Here is a 20722-nt window from a genome sequence, read left to right on the forward strand (position 1 = left end):
CAAAGATGATGAAAATTTTAATTACAGGTGGGGCTGGTTTTATCGGTTCTGCCTTGGTCCGTTTTATTATCGAGCAACAGCAAGATGAGGTGTTGGTTGTTGATAAGCTTAGCTATGCCGCGCATCCCTATGCCTTAGCGAGTGTTAACGCAGATCCTCGTTACCATTTTAAAAAACTGGATATTACAGCGCGGGATGCGTTACAGGAAGTTATTGACGCCTTTAAGCCGGATGCGGTGATGCATCTAGCCGCTGAAACCCATGTGGATCGCTCAATTGTGGGCGCAGATGCCTTTATGCAAAGTAATTATCTGGGTACCTACGCCTTGTTAGAGGCGGTGCGGCAGTATTGGCAGGCACTGCCCACAGCAAAGCGTGAGCAATTCCGTTTGCTACATGTGAGTACGGATGAGGTGTATGGTGATTTACCGCATCCGGATAGCGAGCCGAAGGCCAGTGCCTTAAAGTTTACAGAATCATCTACCCTTTGTCCCAGTTCGCCTTACTCGGCCAGCAAGGCGGCATCTGACCATTTGGTGCAGGCTTGGCATCGTAGCTATGGTCTACCAACGATAATTAGCCGTTGTTCAAATAATTATGGCCCTTTTCAGTTCGCTGAAAAGTTGATTCCCCATATGGTGCAAGCGGCGCTTAAGTTACAGCCATTGACGATTTACGGTTCAGGTCAACAAATACGCGATTGGCTATATGTAGACGACCATGTGAAGGCGCTGTATTTATTATTAAGTAAAGCAGAAGTAGGGCAAGTTTATAATATCGGTGCGGATAATGAGCATCGTAATTTGGATTTGGTGCAGGCAATTTGTCGTATTCTGGATCAACAGGTACCGCGCGCAGATGGTGCATCTTATGCTGATTTGATTGTGCATGTGACTGATCGCCCAGGGCATGATCGTCGTTATGCAGTCGATTCCTCTAAGCTACGGGCAGCCACTGGCTGGGCACCGACGCAGGATTTTGAGGAGGGCTTAGCTAGCACTGTCGCTTGGTTTGTGAGGGATTTTGATGCAGCTGATAAATACCGAGCTTAAGGGGGTTAAACTACTTAAGCCCGAGGTGCATTATGATGAGCGCGGCTTTTTAATGGAGTCATTTAGTCGCCAGCGCTACCTATCGCTGCTTGAACTTGAGCAGGACTTTGTGCAGGATAATCTGTCCCAGTCAAAACAGGGGGTATTGCGCGGCTTGCATTTTCAAAAAAACAAACCACAGGGTAAATTAGTGATGGTCGGCTGGGGGCGGATTTATGATGTGGTGGTTGATATTGCCCCAAACTCACCTACCTTTGGCCGACACCTTGCGGTTGAATTAAGTGCGGAGAATCAGCTGCAGCTTTGGGTACCACCGGGCTATGCCCATGGTTTTTGTGTCTTAAGTGAATCTGCGCAGGTGCTGTATAAATGCACGGATTACTATGATCCGATGGATCAAGCCGGTGTACGCTGGAACTGCCCTGATTTAGCGATTCCTTGGCCCATCAAAGAACCTATTTTATCGGACAAAGATCAGCATTTACCAAGGCTGGCTGCATTTCATCGTTGATAACACATTTTGAACTGTCACTATACTGTCAACATCTATCGTTACACTAGCTTTGTTTTTTGATAAAAATTTAGAGCTTAAATGAAAATAGTTGTTGTTGGTACGGGTTATGTGGGTTTGTCGCTAGCGACCTTATTAGCTAAGCAGCATGAGGTGATTGCTTTAGATATTGACTCAGTGAAGGTCGATTTGATTAATCACAGAACTTCTCCCTTAGTGGATGCGGATATTGAAGCTTATTTTAAGCAGTATCCGCTTAAGTTACGGGCTACCACCCAAGCGGCAGAGGCCTACCCCGGGGCAGATTATGTGCTGATTGCTACGCCGACAAACTATGATCCAGAGACAAATTACTTTAATACCGCCTCTGTGGAGGCAGTGACGGCCGAGGCATTGCAGTATGAGCCCGAGGCTACAATTATTATTAAATCCACTGTGCCGGTTGGCTTTACCGAGCATCTGAAAGCGCAATTAGGCGCATCGAATATTTTATTTTCGCCAGAGTTTTTAAGAGAGGGCAAGGCGCTGCATGATAATTTATATCCATCGCGTATTGTGGTGGGCGAGCGTTCTGAGCGTGCCGAGCGTTTTGCTGAATTGTTGCGGCAGGCAGCGCTCAAAGAAGCGATTCCCGTCGTATTGACGGATAATACCGAGGCCGAAGCGATTAAGCTATTTGCTAATACTTACTTAGCGATGCGAGTCGCTTTTTTTAATGAGCTCGATACCTATGCTGCCACCAAGCAGTTAAATACTGAGGCAATTATTCAAGGGGTTTGTTTGGATCCGCGCATTGCCACCCATTACAACAACCCCTCCTTTGGCTACGGTGGCTATTGTCTACCAAAGGATACGAAGCAATTATTAGCCAATTACCAAGATGTGCCGCAAAATTTGATTCAATCGATTGTGGATTCGAATAGCACGCGCAAAGCCTTTATCGCTGAGGATATCAGCCGACGTCAAGTGGCAACGGTGGGCATTTATCGGCTGGTGATGAAGGCGGGCTCGGATAACTTTAGAGACTCTTCAGTGCAAGGCGTGATGGAGCATTTGCTGGCCAAAGGCGTGCGTTTGGTGGTGTATGAGCCGATGTTAAAAGCAGCCGAGTTTTTGGGTTGTCAGCTAATCCATGATTTGCAAAGCTTTAAAGAGCAATCGGATATCATTGTGACTAACCGCCAGAGCCCGGAGCTGGCAGATGTAGCGCATAAAGTCTATACCCGAGATATTTTTGGTGGTGATGCTTAGTGCGTGCGTGAAAGCGATTTCTTCCAACGTTTAAAGCGGTTGAAAGCTGGTGCGATCAATGGATGGTGCGAGGCACGGATTCTTTTGCCTAGGCGATGACCATTCCGATTTGGTGCGTGAAAGCGATAAATATGCGTGTTAGAGGTGTGTTGAGTATTGCGACCGAAGGGATCGGTGGTGTAAAAATACGCAAAGCCTTCACTTTGTGCGATGGCCAAGTAATCCTCGTCAAAATAGCCTTGGGGCCAGCAGAAGTGCTGACTACAGGTGCCGAGTTCACGAATAAAGGTTGCTTTAGAATCCCTTAGCTCCTGACGAAACATGGTATTTTTATCAATGCTTGGGTCTAGATCCCAGCGAGTATGGTTATGGGTGTGGCAGTGAAACTCAACTAGGCCAGAATCTATCATGGCTTTTACCTCAGACCACCGCAAAATCACCTCATCACTGCAACCGTGCTCAATTAGCTGTTCGCATTGTGCATGTTCCGGGTATGGTGGCAGTTCAGCAGGACTTTTGGCGGTAGCTGTGTTGGCTCGAATTTCGCCATGATGAAGCCAGCCGCTGACGAGAAAAATGGTCGCCTTAAAACCATACTTCTGCAGCAAGGGAAAGGCATAGACCCAATTATCCAAGTAACCGTCATCAAAGGTGATCACCACCGCTTTTGTACGAGTTTCGCCCGCCAAGTGAGCGGCGAATTCTGCCAAGCTTAGACTCTCGTAGCCCTGATGTGATAGCCACTGTAATTGTTGCTCAAAATGTTCAGGGGTGCAGGCAATAAACCCTGCCTCCGGTCGGATATGGTGATACATCAATACTGGTACTGAAGTCTCTAAAAATTTCATTTGTTAAGCTCCCTCAGCCAGTTATGATAGCTGTTTAGTGTAAGTTGTCCAACCCTATCCATGGTAAAGCGCTGATCTGCTACCACAAATTGATAACCCGCTGCACCCATTTGTGCTCTTAGTTCGGGATTGTGTATGAGTGTTGCTAAGGCCTCGGTAAATGCCGCAATGTCTTGTAGGGGCACTAGCAAGCCACTGACACCGGGATTAATCATCTCGGGAATGCCTGTGACGGCATAGCCCACCGTCGGTAGCCTAGCCGCCCCGGCTTCGGCAAAGACGGTGCCGGATGCTTCGGTGTGTGAAGCTAAGGCAAAAATATCAAAATCACTCAGTAAGGCGGGCACATCATTGCGTCGGCCCAAGAAATGCACCTGTGCATTGAGTCCCAAGTCTGCCGCTTGTTGTTGCAAATAAGGGCGTTGAGCGCCGTCGCCAACGATCACTAGGTGCAGTGAGGCCTGTTGCTTGAGTAACGGCGCCATGGCCTGGATGAGTTCATCCATATGTTTATCTTTGCGGAGCACTGCTACGCTACCGACAATGACGTCACTCTCGGAAAGCGCTAATTCCTGACGCAAAATAGCGCTGGGCAAAGGCGTGGGTAAATTCACTGGCGGTCCGATGACTTGAATATGCTCAGGCGGCACGCCTTTGTGAATTAGCATTTGGCGCACATACTCACTGGGGGTAATCAGTCGTTGTGGGATCATGCTGTAGGCGAGCAAGGAGTTTATCGGCTTGGCCAAATGCCGTGTTCTGACAACTAACGGTACCCTGGCTAAGCGTGCCGCTAAGCCTGCTCGTAGGGTGTCTTGGCGACTATTGGTATTGACAACATCATAGCCACGTTCACGCATCAGCCTACGCATAGAAAAAATGGCAGGCCAACTCCGGATGCCTTTACGCATATCCGCTGTATGCACCTCAAAGCCATCATCTTGTAGGCGTGACACGAGTTCAGCCCCAGGCATACATAAGGCCTCCACCTGCTGACCTTGCTCACGTAGTGTCAGCATTAAGCGATGGATATAACGTTCTTGGCCGCCGTAGCCTTGGGCATGTTCAGTAAATAAGATATTTAAAGGCCTTGCGCTTGTCATAAACTATTGGCTAGCGACTTAGGCTTTAAACTGTTCAATCCAATATTGAGTTGAGCGGTCCAATTCAAGAGGCTTGTGAGGCTGGGATGAGTCCTTGCTTAATCGCTCAAAAATATCATCAGCGAGCACCTTGCCGAGTTCCACACCCCATTGGTCAAAGGGATTGAGGCCCCAGATCAAGGCTTCAACAAACACCTTATGCTCATACATGGCCAGTAGGGCGCCAAGTGAGAAGGGTGTGAGTTGTGGTAGCACGATCAGATTGGAGGCTCTGCCACCGGGCTGTTTGCGGTGATGCGCAAGCCATTGCGCCTGCTCGGGTGCCATGCCTTTTTGCAGATTCTCAGCTTCAGCTTGAGCCGTGGATTTGCCGTGTAACAAAGCTTGGCGCTGGGCTAAGCAATGCGCTAAGAGTTGCTGATGGTGCTGCTGCCATTGGTGGTCGGCCGTTTTACAAACAATAAAATCGACCGGTGCCCCCTCACTACTTTGATGTAACCATTGAAAGAAGGTGTGTTGGGCATCGGTGCCGGGCATGCCCCACACGACCGGACCAGTAGCGACATGAATAGGTCGTCCTTGGTGGTCGACGGATTTGCCCAGCGACTCCATTTCCAATTGCTGTAAATAGGGGATTAAATAACTCAGGCGAGAGTCGTAGATTGCCAGATTGCGTGAGCCATAGCCCAATACGCTACGATTAGCTAATTCTGCTAGGGCTAATTGAATGGGGGCGTTTTCCTCGGGTGGCGCCGTGAGAAAATGCCGATCCATGGCATGAGCGCCACTTTGTAAACCAGCTAAAACACCGGAACCTACGGTTAAGCCTGCTGCCACGCCAATGGTGGACCAGAGTGAAAAACGACCACCGACCCAATCCCAAAAACGGTAGATATGGTGGCGTGGAATGCCCCAGGCAGCAGCGGCTTCTGGGTTGGCGGTGACGGCAATCATATTATTGCCCGGGTTGACACCTGCGGCTTCAAACCATTCACGTGCACGTGCAGCATTTTCCATGGTTTCAGCGGTACGGAAAGACTTGGTTGCCACCACCACTAAGGTATCGTGCGGATCCAAGCCGGCTAAACCACCCTCAATGGCGTGACCGTCGATATTGGAAACAAAGCGTATGTGGCGCCAAGAACCGGCATAACCAAAGGCCTGTGTGACTAAGCGCACGCCCCAGTCACTACCGCCAATGCCTATATGTACAATATTGCGCCAACGTCGATCATTATCGACACGTCGCACCAATTCCAGCATGCGCAAACGCTCACTTTGAACCTCCATCAGGGGCTGCGGTTGGCGCAACATTGTATGCCAAGCCGCACGATCCTCGGTGCTGTTAAGATGCTCACCATCAAATAAGGCCTGTCGTAGCGGCTCAAATTTCCTTGCTTCTAATAACTTAGTGGCAGCTTGGCTTAATTCGGTGGAGCGGCGCTGGGCGCTCAGATCAACCTTAAGTCCGGCGGCGTCTAAAATCACCGTCTGCTCACAGTTGATATTGGCGCTTAAAACGGCTTGCTTAAACTGCGCCCATTCGGACAGTTGATCTAAGGGCTCAAGCTCTTTTAATAGCTGGTGTATCATAAAATTTTGCTACTCGCTTAAATGATGCTAAAACGCTTTACTTATTGTTATCTGATTTTATATTACAATTGAAGCGTTGAATTCAAATTAGCGATTATATATAAGGATAGTAATGAACCCTGTTCGTAAGGCTGTATTTCCTGTTGCCGGTTTAGGCACTCGTTTTTTACCAGCCACTAAGGCAATGCCTAAAGAAATGTTGCCGGTGGTGGATAAACCCTTGATTCAATATGCAGTTGAAGAGGCGGTGAAGTCAGGTATTACCGATTTAATCTTTATTACCGGTCGTCATAAGCGTTCGATTGAGGATCATTTTGACTTTATGCCCGAGCTTGAGCATGAGTTAGAGCAAAAGGGCAAGCATGAGTTATTACAGATTGTGCGTGGCATTCTCCCGACTAATGTGAATTGCATCTATATTCGTCAGCCGGCACCTTTGGGTCTAGGTCACGCCGTATTGTGCGCTGAGCCGGTGGTGGGTAATGAGCCTTTTGCGGTGCTATTGGCGGATGATTTGATTGATGCCGAGGTGCCTGTGACGCAGCAGTTAATTGATGCAGCCCATGCTTATGGTGGCAGTGTGTTAGGGACCCAGGTCGTACCCCAAGCGGACACTAAAAAGTACGGTATTATCGCTGGCGCAACGGTGGCTGATGGGGTCAGACGGGTGGAGCAGATTGTAGAAAAACCTGCCCCTGAACAGGCCCCATCGACCTCGGCCGTGGTGGGTCGTTATGTGTTGGAACCGGAGATTTTCGAGCATCTTCGACACACGCAAAAGGGTGCGGGCAATGAAATTCAATTAACCGATGGCATTGCCTCCATGCTACAAAGTCGTCAGGTGTTCGGCTTTGATTATGAGGGTGTGCGCTATGACTGTGGTTCCAAAGAGGGATTTTTCCAAGCCAATATCGCTCTGGGGCAGAAGTATCATGGTTTGAGTCTTGACTAAGAAATTGACCATTTGATATTGAAATAGCAATGAGTATTTTAAATCGCCTTATCTCACAGTTGGCGTTAGAGCAAATTGGTGAGCGACGTTTTCTTGGGCGCAGTACCGATATTTTTCGCAGCGGTCGTGTATTTGGTGGGCAGGTCTTGGGCCAGGCCTTGATGGCAGCCAGTTATACTACACCCGTCGGTCGGTTAGCCCATTCCATGCATGGTTATTTTGTGCGTCCAGCAGATGCGACTAAGGCCATCGAGTATGCGGTAGAAGTGATACGTGATGGTGGTAGCTTCTCGGTGCGTCGGGTCACGGCCAGCCAAGAGGGCAAGTTTATTTTTACCCTATCCTGTAGTTATCAATCGGTTGAGCTCGGCTTTGAGCATCAGCTGGCGATGCCTGCCGCACCACCACCGGAGGATTGTCCCTTAGAGCAGGAGATACAGCAAGCGCTGGCGCAGCGTCTCGGCACCGGGGAGTGGGATGAGCGTCTTAAGCGTGAACGGCCGTTAGAAATCCGTTTAGTCTACCCCGAGCGCCAGTTAGAATTAGGGCATTATGAGCCAAAGACCATGTATTGGATTAGGGCCAATGGCTTAATGCCTGATGATCAGCGACTACACCAGGGTATGCTGGCTTATGTGTCGGATTTTTATTTAATGACGACAGCGTTACTACCGCACGCGCGTTGGCATTTTGATCCGCAAATGCAGATGGCCAGTTTGGATCATGCCCAGTGGTTTCATCGTCCTATTGATATGAATCAGTGGCTACTCTATGTGTCTGAATCAACCGCAGCGCAGGGTGGACGCGGCTTAGTGCATGGGGTCTTCTTTAATCAGCAGGGGCAGTTGGTTGCCAGTGCTAGCCAAGAGGGCTTGATGCGATTAAGAGAAAAATCGGATTAGGCTTCATTTATCTGTCATATGGATCTGCTAGACTGCAGCGTTTAGTGATGGATAATGATGACAAGCTGCGCTTTTTCAGCGTAATATACCTTGATGACATATTTTTATTCTCGTGTGGAGATTTAGCTAAGTAACAATGATCGGTACTTTGATAATTTTATTGTTAATTTTGGTCAATGGCGTCTTTGCCATGTCCGAAATTGCGCTTGTGTCGGCTAAGCGTATGCGCTTACAACAGCAGGCAGATCAAGGAGATAAAGCGGCTGCGGCAGCCTTGCTATTGGTTGATAATCCGAGCCGCTCCTTATCGACCATCCAGATTGGTATTACGCTGATTGGTATTTTTATGGGGGCCTTTGGTGAGGCCTCAATTGTGTCCCGTTTGACGCCCCTATTTGAGGATATTGGTCTTAGTGCTCAAACGGCTAAAGCAATAGCGATGTTTTTAGTGGTGGTGGGTATTACCTTTTTCTCGCTGATTTTTGGGGAATTGGTACCTAAGCGCATTGCCATGAATCACGCCGAGAAAATTGCTACGGTTGTGGCGCGGCCGATGACGCTTTTGTCAAAAGCCATGGCACCCTTTGTGTGGATTTTGACGGTGGTGACCGATTTGGTGTTGAAGCTGTTACGGGTAGATAGCAAAGGCGATGAGCTAACCGAGGAGGATATCAGCGGTATCTTGCGCGAGGGGGCAACAGCCGGTCTGTTTGAAAAAACCGAGCATGACATTGTGACGCGGGCACTTAGTCTGGACGATCAGAGTGTGTTAACCATTATGACGCCGCGTAATGATGTGCACTATATTGACCTGGAAAGTCCGCTCAACGAGATTTTGCTCTATATTGCCGATAGTAATTATTCGCGCTTTCCCGTGTGTGATGGTGGTTTGGATAATGTACTTGGTGTGATTGATGCCGGTACCTTATTTGAACAGCAAATTCGAGGTCATGCGATTGATATTCGCGCTTTGGTGAAGCCGGCCCGTTTTGTGCCTGAGACCAATTCAGCGATGGATGTGCTGGAGTCATTCGAAGAGTACCGCACCGAGATGGTGATCGTCATTAATGAGTACGGCGAGGTTGAGGGTTTGGTGACCTTGCGAGATGTGCTAAAGGTATTGGTTGGCTATAAAATTCCACTCAATGATAATTATGATGCGGATATTGTGCAGCGTAATGACGGTAGCTGGTTAATTGACGGGGCAGTGACGCTTGATCGCTTCAATCACCACTTTCAAGTGCAATTAGAATTCCCGGATCATGAGGATAATTATCATACCTTAGCCGGTTTTATTCTGAATCAGCTCGGTCACATTCCTAAAGAAACCGAAAGTCTGGTGTGGGAAGGCTTTTATTTTGAGGTGGTGGATATGGATAAGTACCGTATTGATCGCTTATTGGTAAAAGCGCCCGAGCAGGTGGTGGCCTTGAATGACGAGGAGTAGTCACTAGTAGCTCCATAAGTGATTGGCGCCCAGTTGTGTTTTGACTGTGGCGCTTTTTTGTCGGCGCTTGCTAAATCTCCTCTAGCGTCTCCAGACCTTGTAAATCATTAATAATCACACTGCGGTATTGCAGCTCAATAAAGCCGGCATCCGCTAGCTTTTTTAAGGCACCGTTGGTGCGCTGTCGAGAAACACGGGCCAAATAGCCAATTTCCTCCTGGGTAATATTTAACTGACGATTATAGTTGTCATCGGCGTAGTTAGGCATACGCACCAGTTCGGCAATGCAACGCGCTACGCGAATATCGGCATTAAAGAGACGATCTGATTCGACGCGGCCGATAAACTGCCCCATACGATGATTAAACTGATTTAATAAAAAGCGATTAAAGCTGAAGCTGTGGTCTAACAGCCAGTAAAAGGTTTCCACCGGCATTTTGGCAACCACACTGTTGCGTAGGGTCACCACATCATAGCGACGTAATTCCTTTTTCAAAAGCGCACCCTCGCCGATCCAACCGCCTGCAGGTACGCCGGTGAGGGCGGCGAGTTTGCCATCAGCGGTGCCGACAGAAATTCTTGCTAAGCCCTCAATCATGCCTATCCAATGGCGTGAGGCATCACCCTTTCTAACAATAAAAGCACCTGCTGGGTAGTCTTGTAAGACGGTCTCCTGAATCACACGTTGTTGTTGTTCCTCTGTCAGAATCGTAAACCACGGTGTGTTAGATAAACGCGTTCTAATCATAAGTACTTTCCCTAAAAACTGAATAAATGTCACCGTAATAACATTTAGATTACATTTAAAAGCATATATTTTCAATACAAAAGGAAAAATCACAAAAAGTATAAAAACACATCATCACAGATTGTTACTTAAATAAATTTAATTATCCGCAATTAAAAGCACCATATTAAGGAGACGATGAGATATGGTCACTCAGCAAAATACGGCAAATACCTTTGCCAAGTTGCTTTTAAAGCATGCCAAAGAGCGTCCAACGCAAGCGGCGATGCGTGAAAAGGACTTAGGTATTTGGCAGACGATTACCTGGTCCGAGATGGCCGAGGAGGTTGAAAACCTCGCTTATGGCTTGATGACTTTAGGTGTACAAAAGGGTCAGCACGTGGCCATCGTTGGCGAAAACCGCCCACGTCTTTATATGAGCATGATGGCTGCGCAGAGTTTAGGTGCGATTCCAGTGCCGATGTATCAGGATGCAGTGGCGCAGGAAATGGTCTATGTACTCAAAGACGCCGAGGTTGGTGTTGTGGTGGTCGAGGATCAGGAGCAAGCTGACAAGATGTTGGAAGTGCGGGAGCAGTTACCGCACTTGCGTCATGTGGTGTATGACGATCCACGCGGGATGCGTAATTACACTGAAGACATTTTATTGAATTACGTGGATTTACTGGAGCAGGGTAAGGCGCATCGTCAGCGTCATCCGGACTTATTTAGACAAATTGTCGACAGCCTGCGCCCTGAGGATCCGGCTGCGATGTTCTATACCTCGGGTACCACCGGCAATCCTAAGGGGGTGGTGTTAACGCATCATGCCTTGATTGACCGTGCCGAGGTGATCCAGCGCCTGGAAAATCTGACGGATAAAGAGGATGTGCTTGCTTACTTGCCACCGGCTTGGATTGGTCAGAATATGTTCTCTTACACGCAATTCTTGGTGACCGGCTTTACGGTGAATCATCCGGAATCGCCCACCACGGTCTCCATTGATATGCATGATGTGGGTCCGACCTATTACTTCTCGCCACCGCGCGTGTTAGAGGAGTTACTCACCACTGTTAGTATTCGTATGGAGGATGCCGGTCGCTTTAAGCGCTGGCTCTACAAGTACTTTATGGATGTAGCAGCCAAATCCGGTCAGCGTATTTTGGATAAACAATCCGTGGGCTTAAAGGATCGTTTGCTATACAGCTTAGGGAATTTCTTTATTTATGCGCCGTTGCGTAATGCTTTGGGCATGAATCGGATTAAGGTGGCTTACACTGCGGGTGAGGCGATCGGTCCAGATTTATTCCGTTTTTATCGCTCGATTGGTGTCAATTTAAAGCAATTATACGGTTCTACGGAAACCTCCGTATTTGTGTGTGTGCAAGAAGACGGTCGGGTAGAGGCTGATACCGTGGGGCCGCCATGTGAAGGAGTAGAGCTGCGGATTGCTGATACGGGTGAGGTGCAGATTAAAAGCCCTGGCTTATTTAGTGAGTATTATAAAAATCCTAAGTCTACCGAGGAGTCTTTTACCGAGGATGGTTGGTATCACACGGGGGACGCCGGTATTTTAACCGAAGAGGGTCAGTTAAAGATTATCGACCGTGCAAAGGACGTCGGTAAACTGAACGACGGTCGTATGTTCGCGCCAAAATACATGGAAAATAAGCTGAAGTTCTTCTCCTTTATTAAGGAAGCTGTCGTATTCGGGGCGAATAAGGATTATTGTACTGCCTTTATTAATATCGATTTAGAAGCGGTGGCTAACTGGGCCGAGCGTCGCGGTTTGACCTATGCAGGTTATACCGATTTAGCCTCTAAAAAGGAGGTTTATCAACTGATCAAGGACTGCGTTGAGGAGGCTAATGCCGATGTGGCCAGAGATGAGCAGCTATCCGGTTTACAGCTACATCGCTTTTTGATTCTACATAAGGAGCTAGATCCGGATGACGGTGAATTAACACGCACGCGTAAAGTCCGTCGTAATTTTATTGTAGAAAAATATGGTGTATTAATTGATGCACTATTTGAGGGTAAGTCCAGTCAGTATATCGAAACTGAGGTGCGCTATGAAGACGGCCGCATCGGTAAAATCAGTGCCGATCTGAAGATTGAACCTGCCAAAGTCGTTGCGGTATAAGGGGGCGAATGATGCAGAATCAACGTCGAATCGGTGAAGTTATCCTAGACCTAGACAGCATTTCGCTTTCGTTTGGTGGGGTCAAAGCACTGACAAATATTTCTTTTAATGTAAAAGAGCATGAGATTCGCTCTATTATCGGCCCTAACGGGGCGGGTAAGAGCTCCATGCTTAACGTCATTAACGGTGTTTATACACCACAAGAGGGTCGTATTACCTTGGACGGTACGGTGTTGGAGAAAATGACACCGCGTCGTGCGGCGACCCGTGGTATCGGTCGTACCTTCCAGAACCTTGCTCTCTTTAAGGGGATGAGCGTACTGGACAATATTATGACCGGCCGTAATCTACGGATGAAGAGCAATATTATTTCCCAGGCTTTTCGTATCTTCGGCGCCGAAAAGGAGGAAATTGAGCATCGCGAGTTCGTAGAAAATATCATTGATTTTCTTGAGATCCAAGCATACCGCAAGGTACCCGTAGGTCGTTTACCCTATGGCTTACAAAAGCGTGTGGATTTGGGCCGCGCCTTGGCGATGGAGCCTAGATTGCTGCTGTTGGATGAGCCAATGGCGGGTATGAACATCGAAGAAAAGCAGGATATGTCACGCTTTATTCTTGATGTGAACGATGAATTCGGTACGACCATTGTGCTGATTGAGCACGATATGGGCGTGGTGATGGATATTTCCGATCGCGTGGTGGTACTTGATTACGGTAAAAAAATCGGTGACGGTACGCCGGATGAGGTGCGCAATAACGAGGAGGTTATTCGTGCTTATCTGGGCGCTCAGGTATAGGGAGAAGCCAATATGTCTTATTTTTTAGAAACTCTTTTTGGCGGTCTCATGAGCGGCATGATGTACGCCTTAATCGGACTCGGCTTTGTATTAATTTTCAAAGCCTCGGGTGTGTTTAACTTTGCTCAAGGTGCGATGGTTTTGGTGGCCGCTTTGTCGATGGCACGTTTCTCCGCTTGGTTACCCCAGTGGCTAGGCTTTGAAAGTATGTTGTTAGCCAATATCTTGGCTTTCATCGTCAGCGCCATCCTGATGATTCTTTTTGCTATTGCCATTGAGCGCTTTGTCTTGCGTCATTTGGTTAACCAAGAGGCAACAGCACTCTTGATGGCGACCTTGGGTATTAGCTACTTCTTGGATGGCTTTGGTCAAACGCTCTTTGGTAGTGCGATGTACACCATTGATGTCGGCATGCCTAAGGATCCGTTATTTGTCATGGAAAATGTCTTTGAGGGCGGTATTTTACTGAGTCTTGAGGACTTGACTGCGGCCGTGATTGCAGCCGCCTTAGTGGCTACCTTAGCGCTATTTTTCCAGTTTACACCGACCGGTCGTGCCTTACGTGCCGTTGCCGATGATCACCAAGCGGCGCAGTCGATTGGTATTCCATTAAATCGCATTTGGGTGATTGTGTGGGCGGTTGCCGGTGTTGTGGCCTTGGTGGCAGGTATTATCTGGGGCTCAAAATTTGGTGTGTCCTTTACTCTCTCAACAGCCGCACTGCGTGCTTTACCGGTCGTGATTTTGGGCGGTTTAACGTCGGTGCCGGGTGCCATTATCGGTGGTTTAATTATCGGTGTCGGTGAAAAGCTTTCAGAGGCTTATTTGGGTCCCTTCTTGGGTGGTGGTATCGAAAACTGGTTCGCCTATGTACTGGCTTTAGTGTTCTTATTGTTTAGACCACAAGGCTTATTCGGCGAGAAAATTATCGACCGTGTTTAGTATCTAAGGCCTAAGGAGTATAAAAAATGTTTTACCGTGAAAATGGTCAATTTAAAACCAGTTATCGCGCGGATCAGCAGATTTTCCCGATTCGCCAAGATCGCATCGCAATCTTAGCCATTATTGCCGTTGCTTTATTTGTGGTGCCTTTTGTTGCAAGTAACTACTTTTTAAGTGCGATTTTAATTCCCTTTTTAATCTTGTCCTTAGCGGCGATTGGTCTAAATGTCCTCGTTGGTTATTGTGGACAGATTTCATTGGGTAGTGGTGCCTTTATGGCGGTGGGCGCCTATGTGGCATGGAACTTTGGTACCCGTATTCCGGAGATTCCTTTTATCTTCCAATTGCTGATCGGTGGTTTCGGCGCAATGCTGTTCGGAATTATCTTTGGCGTACCGAGCCTACGCATCCGCGGTCTTTATTTGGCGGTAGCAACCTTGGCAGCACAGTTCTTTGTGGATTGGGCATTCTTGCGCATTCCTTATTTAACTAACTATTCAGCCTCAGGTAGTGTGTCTGTGGCACGTCTGGATTTCTTCGGCTTGCCGGTGCAGACGCCAGTGCAGAAGTATGTGTTTGTGCTGTTAGTGGTGATTGTGTTGGCGCTGCTCGTGAAAAACTTGGTGCGTGGTGCCATTGGTCGTGAATGGATGGCGATCCGTGATATGGACGTGGCTGCCTCAGTGATTGGGATTCGCCCGATGTATGCCAAACTGAGTGCCTTTGCCGTGAGCTCATTTATTATCGGTATTGCCGGCGGTCTTTGGGGCTATGTGCACTTAGGTTCATGGGAGCCATTAGCCTTTGACTTAAATCGCTCATTACAGCTTTTATTTATGGTGATTATCGGTGGTTTAGGTTCAATTGCAGGTAGCTTCTTTGGTGCCGCCTTTATTGTGCTACTGCCCATTATATTGACCCGTATTCCGGAGTTGTTTGGTTTAAACCTCCCGGTGGATACGGCAGCGCATATTGAGCATATGATTTTCGGTTCCTTAATCGTGTTTTTCTTGATTGTTGAACCGCATGGTTTAGCGAAGCTCTGGTCAATTGCTCGTGAGAAGCTGAGAATTTGGCCATTCCCTCACTAATCATTGAATAACGCTACCCTTAGAAGAGCGATTTTTAAAATAACTAAAGTAATTAAAAAACTTCATACATGGGAGACAGAAATGAAGAAATTTATGATCAAAAGCTTAGCGGCAGCGATGACAGTTGCAGGTACTTTTGGTGTGAGCGCAGCTTTAAAAGCGCAGCCAGCTGAGCAGTATTTGCCCTTATTAACTTACCGTACAGGTTCTTTTGCGCCCCTTGGTATTGCTTGGGGTGACGGTAAAATTGATTACCTTGAGCTGGTGAATGCGCAAGGCGGGGTCAATGGCGTCAAAATTCGCTTTGAGGAGTGCGAAACTGCTTATGCCACGGACCGTGGGGTAGAGTGCTATGAGCGTATGAAGAATGCGCACGGTGGTGCTGCGGCTTTTGATACACAATCGACCGGTATTACTTTTGCAGTGACGGATAGAGCACCCAGTGACAAGATGGTAGTACAAACGACGGGTTATGGTTTATCTCAATCAGCAGCGGGTGCCTACTTTGAGTGGAGCTTCCCTTTATTAGGTCACTACTGGACGGCTGCGGACGTTGCGATACAGCATATTGCTGAGCAAATGGGTGGCTTGGATAAGCTTAAGGGTAAAAAAATCGCCTTGGTTTATCATGACTCGCCATATGGTAAAGAGCCGATTCTTTTATTACAAAAGCGCGCCGAAGCACATGGCTTTGAACTACAACTTTATCCTGTGACCGCTCCTGGGGTTGAGCAGAAGTCTACGTGGTTACAAATCCGTCAACGTCGTCCGGATCACGTGATTTTATGGAGTGCGGGCGTGATGACACCGACCGCTATTCGTGAGGCTCAGGCCACAGGTTATCCGCGCGATAAGATTTTAGCCATTTGGTGGGCAGGCTCTGAAAATGATGTAAAAGACATTGCGCAAGTCGCTAAAGGCTACAAAACCATTACCTTACACAACTCAGCGGGTAAGGATTTTGGCGTCTATCAGAAGTTAGAGGACGAAGTATATGCCAAAGGTAAAGGCATGGGTAAGGGTAACGGTACCTACGGTACCATTGCTTATAACCGCGGCATGATGATTTCTTTCTTAGCGGTTGAAGCTATTCGTACTGCACAAGAGAAGTTTGGTGTTGGTCAACATATGAACTCAGAGCAGATTCGTTGGGGCTTTGAAAACCTTAATATCGACGAGGCGCGCTTAGAGGAGACTGGTATGGCCGGCATGATGCGCCCTGTCCGTACGACATGTGAGGATCACGTGGGCGGTGACTGGGCACGTATTGCGCAATGGGACGGTGCTAAGTGGGAGGTTATCTCCGACTGGATGCAGGCGGATCAAGACTTTGTTAAGCCTATCGTCATGGAAGAAGCCAAAAAATACGCTGATGCCAAAGGCATCACCCCTCGTGATTGCTCTGCTGTAGAGTAATTTAAGCTTAGTTGTTCGTAGTTGGAGATTGTTATGCAAGGCCAAATAACACAACAGAACCAAGCTGCCGTTGTTACACCAGCGCTTGAAAACGTACTGGATGTTAATGGTATTGAGGTAATTTATAACCACGTTATTTTGGTATTAAGAGGGGTTTCTCTCGTCGTACCCAAGGGGAAAATCGTTGCTTTACTAGGTGCGAATGGCGCCGGTAAAACAACGACCTTGCGAGCGATCTCCAATTTACTCAAAAGTGAGCGTGGTGAGGTAACCAAAGGCAGTATCAGCTATAAGGGGGAGGAGGTGCAGGATCTGACCCCGGCCGATTTGGTTAAACGCGGCGTGATTCAGGTGATGGAGGGTCGTCATTGTTTTGAGCATTTGACGATTGAAGAAAATCTTCTGACCGGTGCCTATACCCGTAAATTGAGTCGCGGTGATTTGGAAGCGGGATTGGATATGGTGTATCAATACTTCCCGCGTCTAAAAACGCGTCGTAATAGCCAAGCCGGTTATACCTCAGGTGGTGAGCAGCAAATGGCGGCCATTGGTCGCGCCCTGATGGCTAACCCCGATATGATTCTGTTAGATGAGCCGTCGATGGGCTTAGCACCGCAAATCGTGGTGGAGATTTTTGAAATTGTGCGCGACTTAAATACGCGTGAGGGGGTGAGTTTCCTTTTAGCCGAGCAAAACACCAATATTGCTTTGCGTTATTCGGATTATGGCTATATTCTGGAAAGCGGTCGCGTGATGTTGGACGGCACGGCAGAGGAATTGCTCAATAACGACGATGTCAAGGAGTTCTACCTCGGAATCGAGAGTGGTGATCGTAAAAGCTTCCGTGACGGTAAGTTTTATCGTCGGCGTAAGCGCTGGTTAGCCTAGAGGAGGTAGATGATGGATCTCAAGAGTAATGTGCGTAGCGATAAAAAAGCGTCGCCTTATTACAGCTCACGCGAGCTGCGCTCCAAGGATGAGCGTGAGTTTGAGTTGTTTTCTCAATTGCGCCATAATCTGCGCGAATTGATGCCACAAACGCCTCGTCTGCAAGAGCAGTTGCAAGGGATTGATATCGCCACACTACAAAGTCGTGAGGATTTAGCCGCTATCCCCGTGGTGCGTAAATCCACCCTGATGCATCAACAGCATGCGTTACGGGGCAGCGGTGATGTGTGTGAAGGCGTGTTTGGTGGTTTTGCGCCGGTGTCTTGGGGGCAGGTGGCACGGGTTTATGCCTCGCCAGGACCGATTTATGAATTGGACAGCAGTCGACCCGACTATTGGCGCATGGCGCAGGCTCTGTATGCCGCCGGTATACGAGGCGGGATGTTGGTGCATAACTGTTTTTCCTATCACTTTACGCCAGCGGGTAATATGCTGGAAAGTGGAGCCTTAGCTCTGGGTTGTTCAGTCTTTCCCGGTGGTATTGGTCAGACCGAGCTACAGGTGAAGTCAATGCAGGATTTGCGCCCTCAGGCTTATACTGGTACACCCAGTTTTTTGAAAATTATTTTGGAAAAAGCCGATGAGATGGGGGTCACAATCGATAGTTTAAAGCATGCGCTTTTTACTGCCGAAGCCTTTACTCCAACCATGCGACAATGGTTCGCCGAGCGTGGTATTGATGGTTATCAATGTTATGGTACCGCCGATATAGGCTTAATTGCTTATGAAACCTCAGCCCGTGATGGCTTAGTGGTGGCAGAAGATATTATTCTGGAGATTGTACGCCCCGGTACTAACGAGCCAGTGCCTGAGGGGGAGGTGGGTGAAGTGGTGGTGACCACGCTCAACCCCGACTATCCACTACTACGCTTTGGTACCAGTGATATGTCAATGATCTTAAGTGGTCATTCTGCCTGCGGTCGTAGTAATGATCGCATCAAGGGCTGGATGGGCCGTGCCGATCAGAGCATTAAGGTGCGTGGCATGTTTGTTCACCCTGAACATGTGGCTGAGTTAGTTAAGCGCTTGGACGGTGTGAGCAAAGCACGCATCGTGGCCGATGCTAAGGTAGGTAGTGAAAATCTTATCTTGCGCCTAGAGCGAGCCGAGGCCACCGATGAAGCGTGGATTGCCAAGGCAGAATCAGCGGCGCGCGAAGTGATTAAGCTGCGTACCGCGGTTGAGGTGTTAGCACCGGGGACCTTGCCGAATGACGGTTTAGTCATCCAGGATCAGCGTGATTATGAGTAGCTGATACGGTCCGTTATAGTCATCGGGGTGGGCACTGGGCACGATAGCTTATGTACTTAGCGCTCACCCTAGCTTTGAAGCCGCTTTGAGTCTAAACTCGTTGAGCCTCTCTTTTAGCTTCGCGCTCGGCTTTTTTGATTTTAGTGCGGATACGGTTTTGCTTTAAGCTCGAAAGATGCTCTACAAACACCTTACCTACTAAATGATCCAGCTCATGTTGAATACAAATGGCGAGGAGGCCGTCTGCCTCTAGGCTAAACTTCTCACCTTGTTCATTGAGCGCTTCTACCGTGATCTCGGAGGTGCGCTCAACCTTATCATAAATGCCGGGCACCGATAAACAACCCTCCTCATAGACGGTTTTATCATCGCTACGAGCGGTAATTTGTGGATTAATTAGCACTAACAGATCATTACGCTCTTCGGAGATATCAATGACGACAATACGCTCATGAATATCAACCTGTGTCGCGGCTAGACCGATACCCTGTGCATCATACATCGTTTCCGTCATGTCCTTAACGATTTGACGGACTCGATCATCCACCTCTTGCACCGGTTTGGCGATTTTATGTAAACGGGGATCAGGGTACTTAAGAATTGATAATATTGCCATTCGTTTAGAAATAAAAAATCCATAGATAGCTGTATTTTAGCATTTTAGCGGTGGATGTTTTTAGCCAATAGCTGAATTGTTCTTTAAGATAATGGCAAAATAAGCAGATGATAAGTTTAGTGATGGTGAGCGCTGGCGGCGGGGTGATAGGGTATGAGTAGCATGGACATCGATGAGTTAAAAGCTTGGTTACGTCTTAGTATGGAGCCTGGTGTTGGGCCAGTGACGGGGCGGGAGCTGTTGGCTAGGATTGGTTTGCCACAGTTGATCTTTGATGCTTCTTATACCAGTCTAGCGGCTATGTGCTCGCCAGAGATTGCCCGCAGTTTAAGTGCGCCCCCGTCGGCGGAGATTGAGCAGCGGATTGAGCTTAGTTTGGATTGGCTGCAAAGTAGTGCGGTTAATGGCATATTAACCCTCCCTGATGCGGACTACCCGGCAGAGTTGCTGAGCATTCCAGATGCCCCTTTTTTACTGTACTATGCAGGTCAAATCGAAACCCTGAAAAAGCCAAAATTTGCGATTGTCGGCTCACGCCATTCAACCGCTGGAGGTAATGACAATGCCCGTGCTTTTGCGCGTTATTTTGCCGCTAAGTCATGGGCTGTTGTGAGTGGCTTAGCTTATGGTATTGATAAGGCAGCGCACGAGGGGGCCTTGGCCTCGGCTCAGCCGGCAGCCACCATTGCGGTGATGGCGACAGGCTTGGATCTGGTCTATCCGGGGGAGCATATTGAGTTAGCCGTGCGGGTCCGTGACCAGGGTCTTTTGCTGAGTGAGTACGGTATCGGTATGCAAGCCAATACGCATCATTTTCCACAGCGCAATCGCATTGTGGCGGGGCTGAGCTTAGGCGTGCTGGTGGTGGAGGCGGCTAAACGCAGTGGTTCATTAATCACTGCCAAACAGGCCTTAGAGTATAGTCGTGAGGTCTTTGCGATTCCAGGCTCTATCCATTCGCAGTTGGCACGTGGCTGTCATCAGTTGATTCGCGAGGGAGCAAAGCTGGTCGAGCGTGCGGCCGATATTGAGGAGGAGCTACGTGCCGCCTATCGTATTCCGGATTGATGCTCAGCTAGCGATTAGGATAGCTGTTGCAGCGCTACCGCTGTGGTAGTGTCTTTATCAT

19 protein-coding genes are annotated in these 20722 nt (G+C 48.3%); 14 read left to right on the forward strand and 5 right to left on the reverse strand.

Translation table 11 applies throughout. The features are described from left to right. Positions 1–5: 5 nt before the first annotated feature. From rfbB to HMPREF3179_RS10925, 3 genes are all read left to right on the forward strand, one after another. Positions 6–1052 carry a dTDP-glucose 4,6-dehydratase gene (gene rfbB, locus HMPREF3179_RS10915; RefSeq protein ID WP_083290762.1) on the forward strand — a complete coding sequence of 349 codons (1047 nt, stop codon included), beginning with the start codon at positions 6–8 and terminating at the stop codon, positions 1050–1052. Next, complete coding sequence (rfbC, locus tag HMPREF3179_RS10920; protein WP_070471216.1) at positions 1027–1563, forward strand: dTDP-4-dehydrorhamnose 3,5-epimerase; 537 nt, start codon at positions 1027–1029, stop codon at positions 1561–1563. Before rfbB ends, rfbC begins: the two co-directional genes overlap by 26 nt. A gap of 81 nt (positions 1564–1644) precedes the next feature. Further along, positions 1645–2814 carry a nucleotide sugar dehydrogenase gene (locus HMPREF3179_RS10925; protein WP_070471218.1) on the forward strand — a complete coding sequence of 390 codons (1170 nt, stop codon included), beginning with the start codon at positions 1645–1647 and terminating at the stop codon, positions 2812–2814. On the opposite strand, the gene HMPREF3179_RS10930 is transcribed toward HMPREF3179_RS10925, so the two are convergent. The 3 genes from HMPREF3179_RS10930 to pgi are packed head-to-tail and all read right to left on the reverse strand — an operon-like array spanning position 2811 to position 6358. Further along, on the reverse strand, positions 2811–3662 hold the full coding sequence (locus HMPREF3179_RS10930; RefSeq protein ID WP_070471220.1) for a polysaccharide deacetylase family protein: 852 nt from the start codon (positions 3660–3662) through the stop codon (positions 2811–2813). The two genes, HMPREF3179_RS10925 and HMPREF3179_RS10930, sit on opposite strands and share 4 nt — an antisense overlap. Further along, positions 3659–4765, reverse strand: a complete 1107-nt coding sequence (locus HMPREF3179_RS10935; protein ID WP_070471222.1) for a glycosyltransferase — start codon at positions 4763–4765, stop codon at positions 3659–3661. Before HMPREF3179_RS10935 ends, HMPREF3179_RS10930 begins: the two co-directional genes overlap by 4 nt. Positions 4766–4783: 18 nt before the next feature. Continuing rightward, positions 4784–6358 carry a glucose-6-phosphate isomerase gene (pgi, locus tag HMPREF3179_RS10940; protein ID WP_070471225.1) on the reverse strand — a complete coding sequence of 525 codons (1575 nt, stop codon included), beginning with the start codon at positions 6356–6358 and terminating at the stop codon, positions 4784–4786. Positions 6359–6470: 112 nt separating this feature from the next. Here pgi and galU point away from each other — a divergent pair, with 112 nt between their 5' ends. The 3 genes from galU (at position 6471) to HMPREF3179_RS10955 (ending at position 9659) form a co-directional block, all read left to right on the forward strand. Beyond that, entirely contained in the window at positions 6471–7310 is an 840-nt protein-coding gene (gene galU, locus HMPREF3179_RS10945; RefSeq protein WP_070471227.1) for a UTP--glucose-1-phosphate uridylyltransferase GalU, read from the forward strand. Positions 7311–7339: 29 nt separating this feature from the next. After that, complete coding sequence (locus HMPREF3179_RS10950) at positions 7340–8212, forward strand: acyl-CoA thioesterase (RefSeq protein WP_048767709.1); 873 nt, start codon at positions 7340–7342, stop codon at positions 8210–8212. A 136-nt stretch (positions 8213–8348) separates the two neighbouring features. Continuing rightward, positions 8349–9659, forward strand: a complete 1311-nt coding sequence (locus HMPREF3179_RS10955) for a hemolysin family protein (protein WP_070471229.1) — start codon at positions 8349–8351, stop codon at positions 9657–9659. A 70-nt stretch (positions 9660–9729) separates the two neighbouring features. Here HMPREF3179_RS10955 and HMPREF3179_RS10960 read toward each other — a convergent pair whose 3' ends face one another. After that, positions 9730–10407: a Crp/Fnr family transcriptional regulator gene (locus HMPREF3179_RS10960; RefSeq protein WP_018025476.1), complete on the reverse strand. Its 678-nt coding sequence runs from the start codon at positions 10405–10407 to the stop codon at positions 9730–9732. A 184-nt stretch (positions 10408–10591) separates the two neighbouring features. Here HMPREF3179_RS10960 and HMPREF3179_RS10965 point away from each other — a divergent pair, with 184 nt between their 5' ends. The 7 genes from HMPREF3179_RS10965 to HMPREF3179_RS10995 all read left to right on the forward strand — a co-directional run bounded on the left by HMPREF3179_RS10965 (position 10592) and on the right by HMPREF3179_RS10995 (position 18977). Continuing rightward, complete coding sequence (locus HMPREF3179_RS10965; protein WP_048767711.1) at positions 10592–12529, forward strand: AMP-dependent synthetase/ligase; 1938 nt, start codon at positions 10592–10594, stop codon at positions 12527–12529. A gap of 11 nt (positions 12530–12540) precedes the next feature. Beyond that, positions 12541–13329 (forward strand): ABC transporter ATP-binding protein, encoded by a 789-nt coding sequence (locus HMPREF3179_RS10970; protein WP_018025478.1) that lies wholly within the window; start codon positions 12541–12543, stop codon positions 13327–13329. Positions 13330–13341: 12 nt separating this feature from the next. Then, positions 13342–14271, forward strand: a complete 930-nt coding sequence (locus HMPREF3179_RS10975; RefSeq protein WP_070471231.1) for a branched-chain amino acid ABC transporter permease — start codon at positions 13342–13344, stop codon at positions 14269–14271. Between the two features lie 26 nt (positions 14272–14297). Then, a complete protein-coding gene (locus HMPREF3179_RS10980; RefSeq protein ID WP_048767713.1) occupies positions 14298–15362 on the forward strand; it encodes a branched-chain amino acid ABC transporter permease in 1065 nt (354 codons plus the stop codon). Positions 15363–15443: 81 nt separating this feature from the next. Then, positions 15444–16778: an ABC transporter substrate-binding protein gene (locus HMPREF3179_RS10985; RefSeq protein ID WP_070471232.1), complete on the forward strand. Its 1335-nt coding sequence runs from the start codon at positions 15444–15446 to the stop codon at positions 16776–16778. Positions 16779–16811: 33 nt separating this feature from the next. Then, positions 16812–17666 (forward strand): ABC transporter ATP-binding protein, encoded by an 855-nt coding sequence (locus HMPREF3179_RS10990; protein ID WP_070471235.1) that lies wholly within the window; start codon positions 16812–16814, stop codon positions 17664–17666. A 12-nt stretch (positions 17667–17678) separates the two neighbouring features. Then, positions 17679–18977 (forward strand): phenylacetate--CoA ligase family protein, encoded by a 1299-nt coding sequence (locus HMPREF3179_RS10995; protein ID WP_070471237.1) that lies wholly within the window; start codon positions 17679–17681, stop codon positions 18975–18977. A gap of 91 nt (positions 18978–19068) precedes the next feature. On the opposite strand, the gene def is transcribed toward HMPREF3179_RS10995, so the two are convergent. Beyond that, on the reverse strand, positions 19069–19593 hold the full coding sequence (gene def, locus HMPREF3179_RS11000; RefSeq protein ID WP_036556847.1) for a peptide deformylase: 525 nt from the start codon (positions 19591–19593) through the stop codon (positions 19069–19071). Between the two features lie 153 nt (positions 19594–19746). Here def and dprA point away from each other — a divergent pair, with 153 nt between their 5' ends. Next, the gene (gene dprA / locus HMPREF3179_RS11005) at positions 19747–20661 is read left to right on the forward strand and encodes a DNA-processing protein DprA (RefSeq protein WP_246824455.1); all 915 of its coding nucleotides are present in this window, start codon (positions 19747–19749) and stop codon (positions 20659–20661) included. The last annotated feature ends 61 nt before the right edge of the window (positions 20662–20722 follow it).

Source organism: Oligella sp. HMSC09E12 (assembly GCF_001808505.1).
GTDB lineage: Bacteria > Pseudomonadota > Gammaproteobacteria > Burkholderiales > Burkholderiaceae_B > Oligella > Oligella urethralis.

Excerpts from the sequence above, each read along its gene's own strand:
- HMPREF3179_RS10960 (WP_018025476.1), bottom strand. The coding sequence starts at position 10,407 with ATGATTAGAACGCGTTTATCTAACACACCGTGGTTTACGATTCTGACA.
- HMPREF3179_RS10995 (WP_070471237.1), top strand. The coding sequence starts at position 17,679 with ATGGATCTCAAGAGTAATGTGCGTAGCGATAAAAAAGCGTCGCCTTAT.
- rfbC (WP_070471216.1), top strand. The coding sequence starts at position 1,027 with ATGCAGCTGATAAATACCGAGCTTAAGGGGGTTAAACTACTTAAGCCC.
- def (WP_036556847.1), bottom strand. The coding sequence starts at position 19,593 with ATGGCAATATTATCAATTCTTAAGTACCCTGATCCCCGTTTACATAAA.
- HMPREF3179_RS10965 (WP_048767711.1), top strand. The coding sequence starts at position 10,592 with ATGGTCACTCAGCAAAATACGGCAAATACCTTTGCCAAGTTGCTTTTA.
- HMPREF3179_RS10935 (WP_070471222.1), bottom strand. The coding sequence starts at position 4,765 with ATGACAAGCGCAAGGCCTTTAAATATCTTATTTACTGAACATGCCCAA.
- HMPREF3179_RS10980 (WP_048767713.1), top strand. The coding sequence starts at position 14,298 with ATGTTTTACCGTGAAAATGGTCAATTTAAAACCAGTTATCGCGCGGAT.
- dprA (WP_246824455.1), top strand. The coding sequence starts at position 19,747 with ATGAGTAGCATGGACATCGATGAGTTAAAAGCTTGGTTACGTCTTAGT.
- HMPREF3179_RS10950 (WP_048767709.1), top strand. The coding sequence starts at position 7,340 with ATGAGTATTTTAAATCGCCTTATCTCACAGTTGGCGTTAGAGCAAATT.
- HMPREF3179_RS10930 (WP_070471220.1), bottom strand. The coding sequence starts at position 3,662 with ATGAAATTTTTAGAGACTTCAGTACCAGTATTGATGTATCACCATATC.
- HMPREF3179_RS10985 (WP_070471232.1), top strand. The coding sequence starts at position 15,444 with ATGAAGAAATTTATGATCAAAAGCTTAGCGGCAGCGATGACAGTTGCA.
- HMPREF3179_RS10970 (WP_018025478.1), top strand. The coding sequence starts at position 12,541 with ATGCAGAATCAACGTCGAATCGGTGAAGTTATCCTAGACCTAGACAGC.
- HMPREF3179_RS10990 (WP_070471235.1), top strand. The coding sequence starts at position 16,812 with ATGCAAGGCCAAATAACACAACAGAACCAAGCTGCCGTTGTTACACCA.
- HMPREF3179_RS10925 (WP_070471218.1), top strand. The coding sequence starts at position 1,645 with ATGAAAATAGTTGTTGTTGGTACGGGTTATGTGGGTTTGTCGCTAGCG.
- rfbB (WP_083290762.1), top strand. The coding sequence starts at position 6 with ATGATGAAAATTTTAATTACAGGTGGGGCTGGTTTTATCGGTTCTGCC.
- galU (WP_070471227.1), top strand. The coding sequence starts at position 6,471 with ATGAACCCTGTTCGTAAGGCTGTATTTCCTGTTGCCGGTTTAGGCACT.
- pgi (WP_070471225.1), bottom strand. The coding sequence starts at position 6,358 with ATGATACACCAGCTATTAAAAGAGCTTGAGCCCTTAGATCAACTGTCC.
- HMPREF3179_RS10955 (WP_070471229.1), top strand. The coding sequence starts at position 8,349 with ATGATCGGTACTTTGATAATTTTATTGTTAATTTTGGTCAATGGCGTC.
- HMPREF3179_RS10975 (WP_070471231.1), top strand. The coding sequence starts at position 13,342 with ATGTCTTATTTTTTAGAAACTCTTTTTGGCGGTCTCATGAGCGGCATG.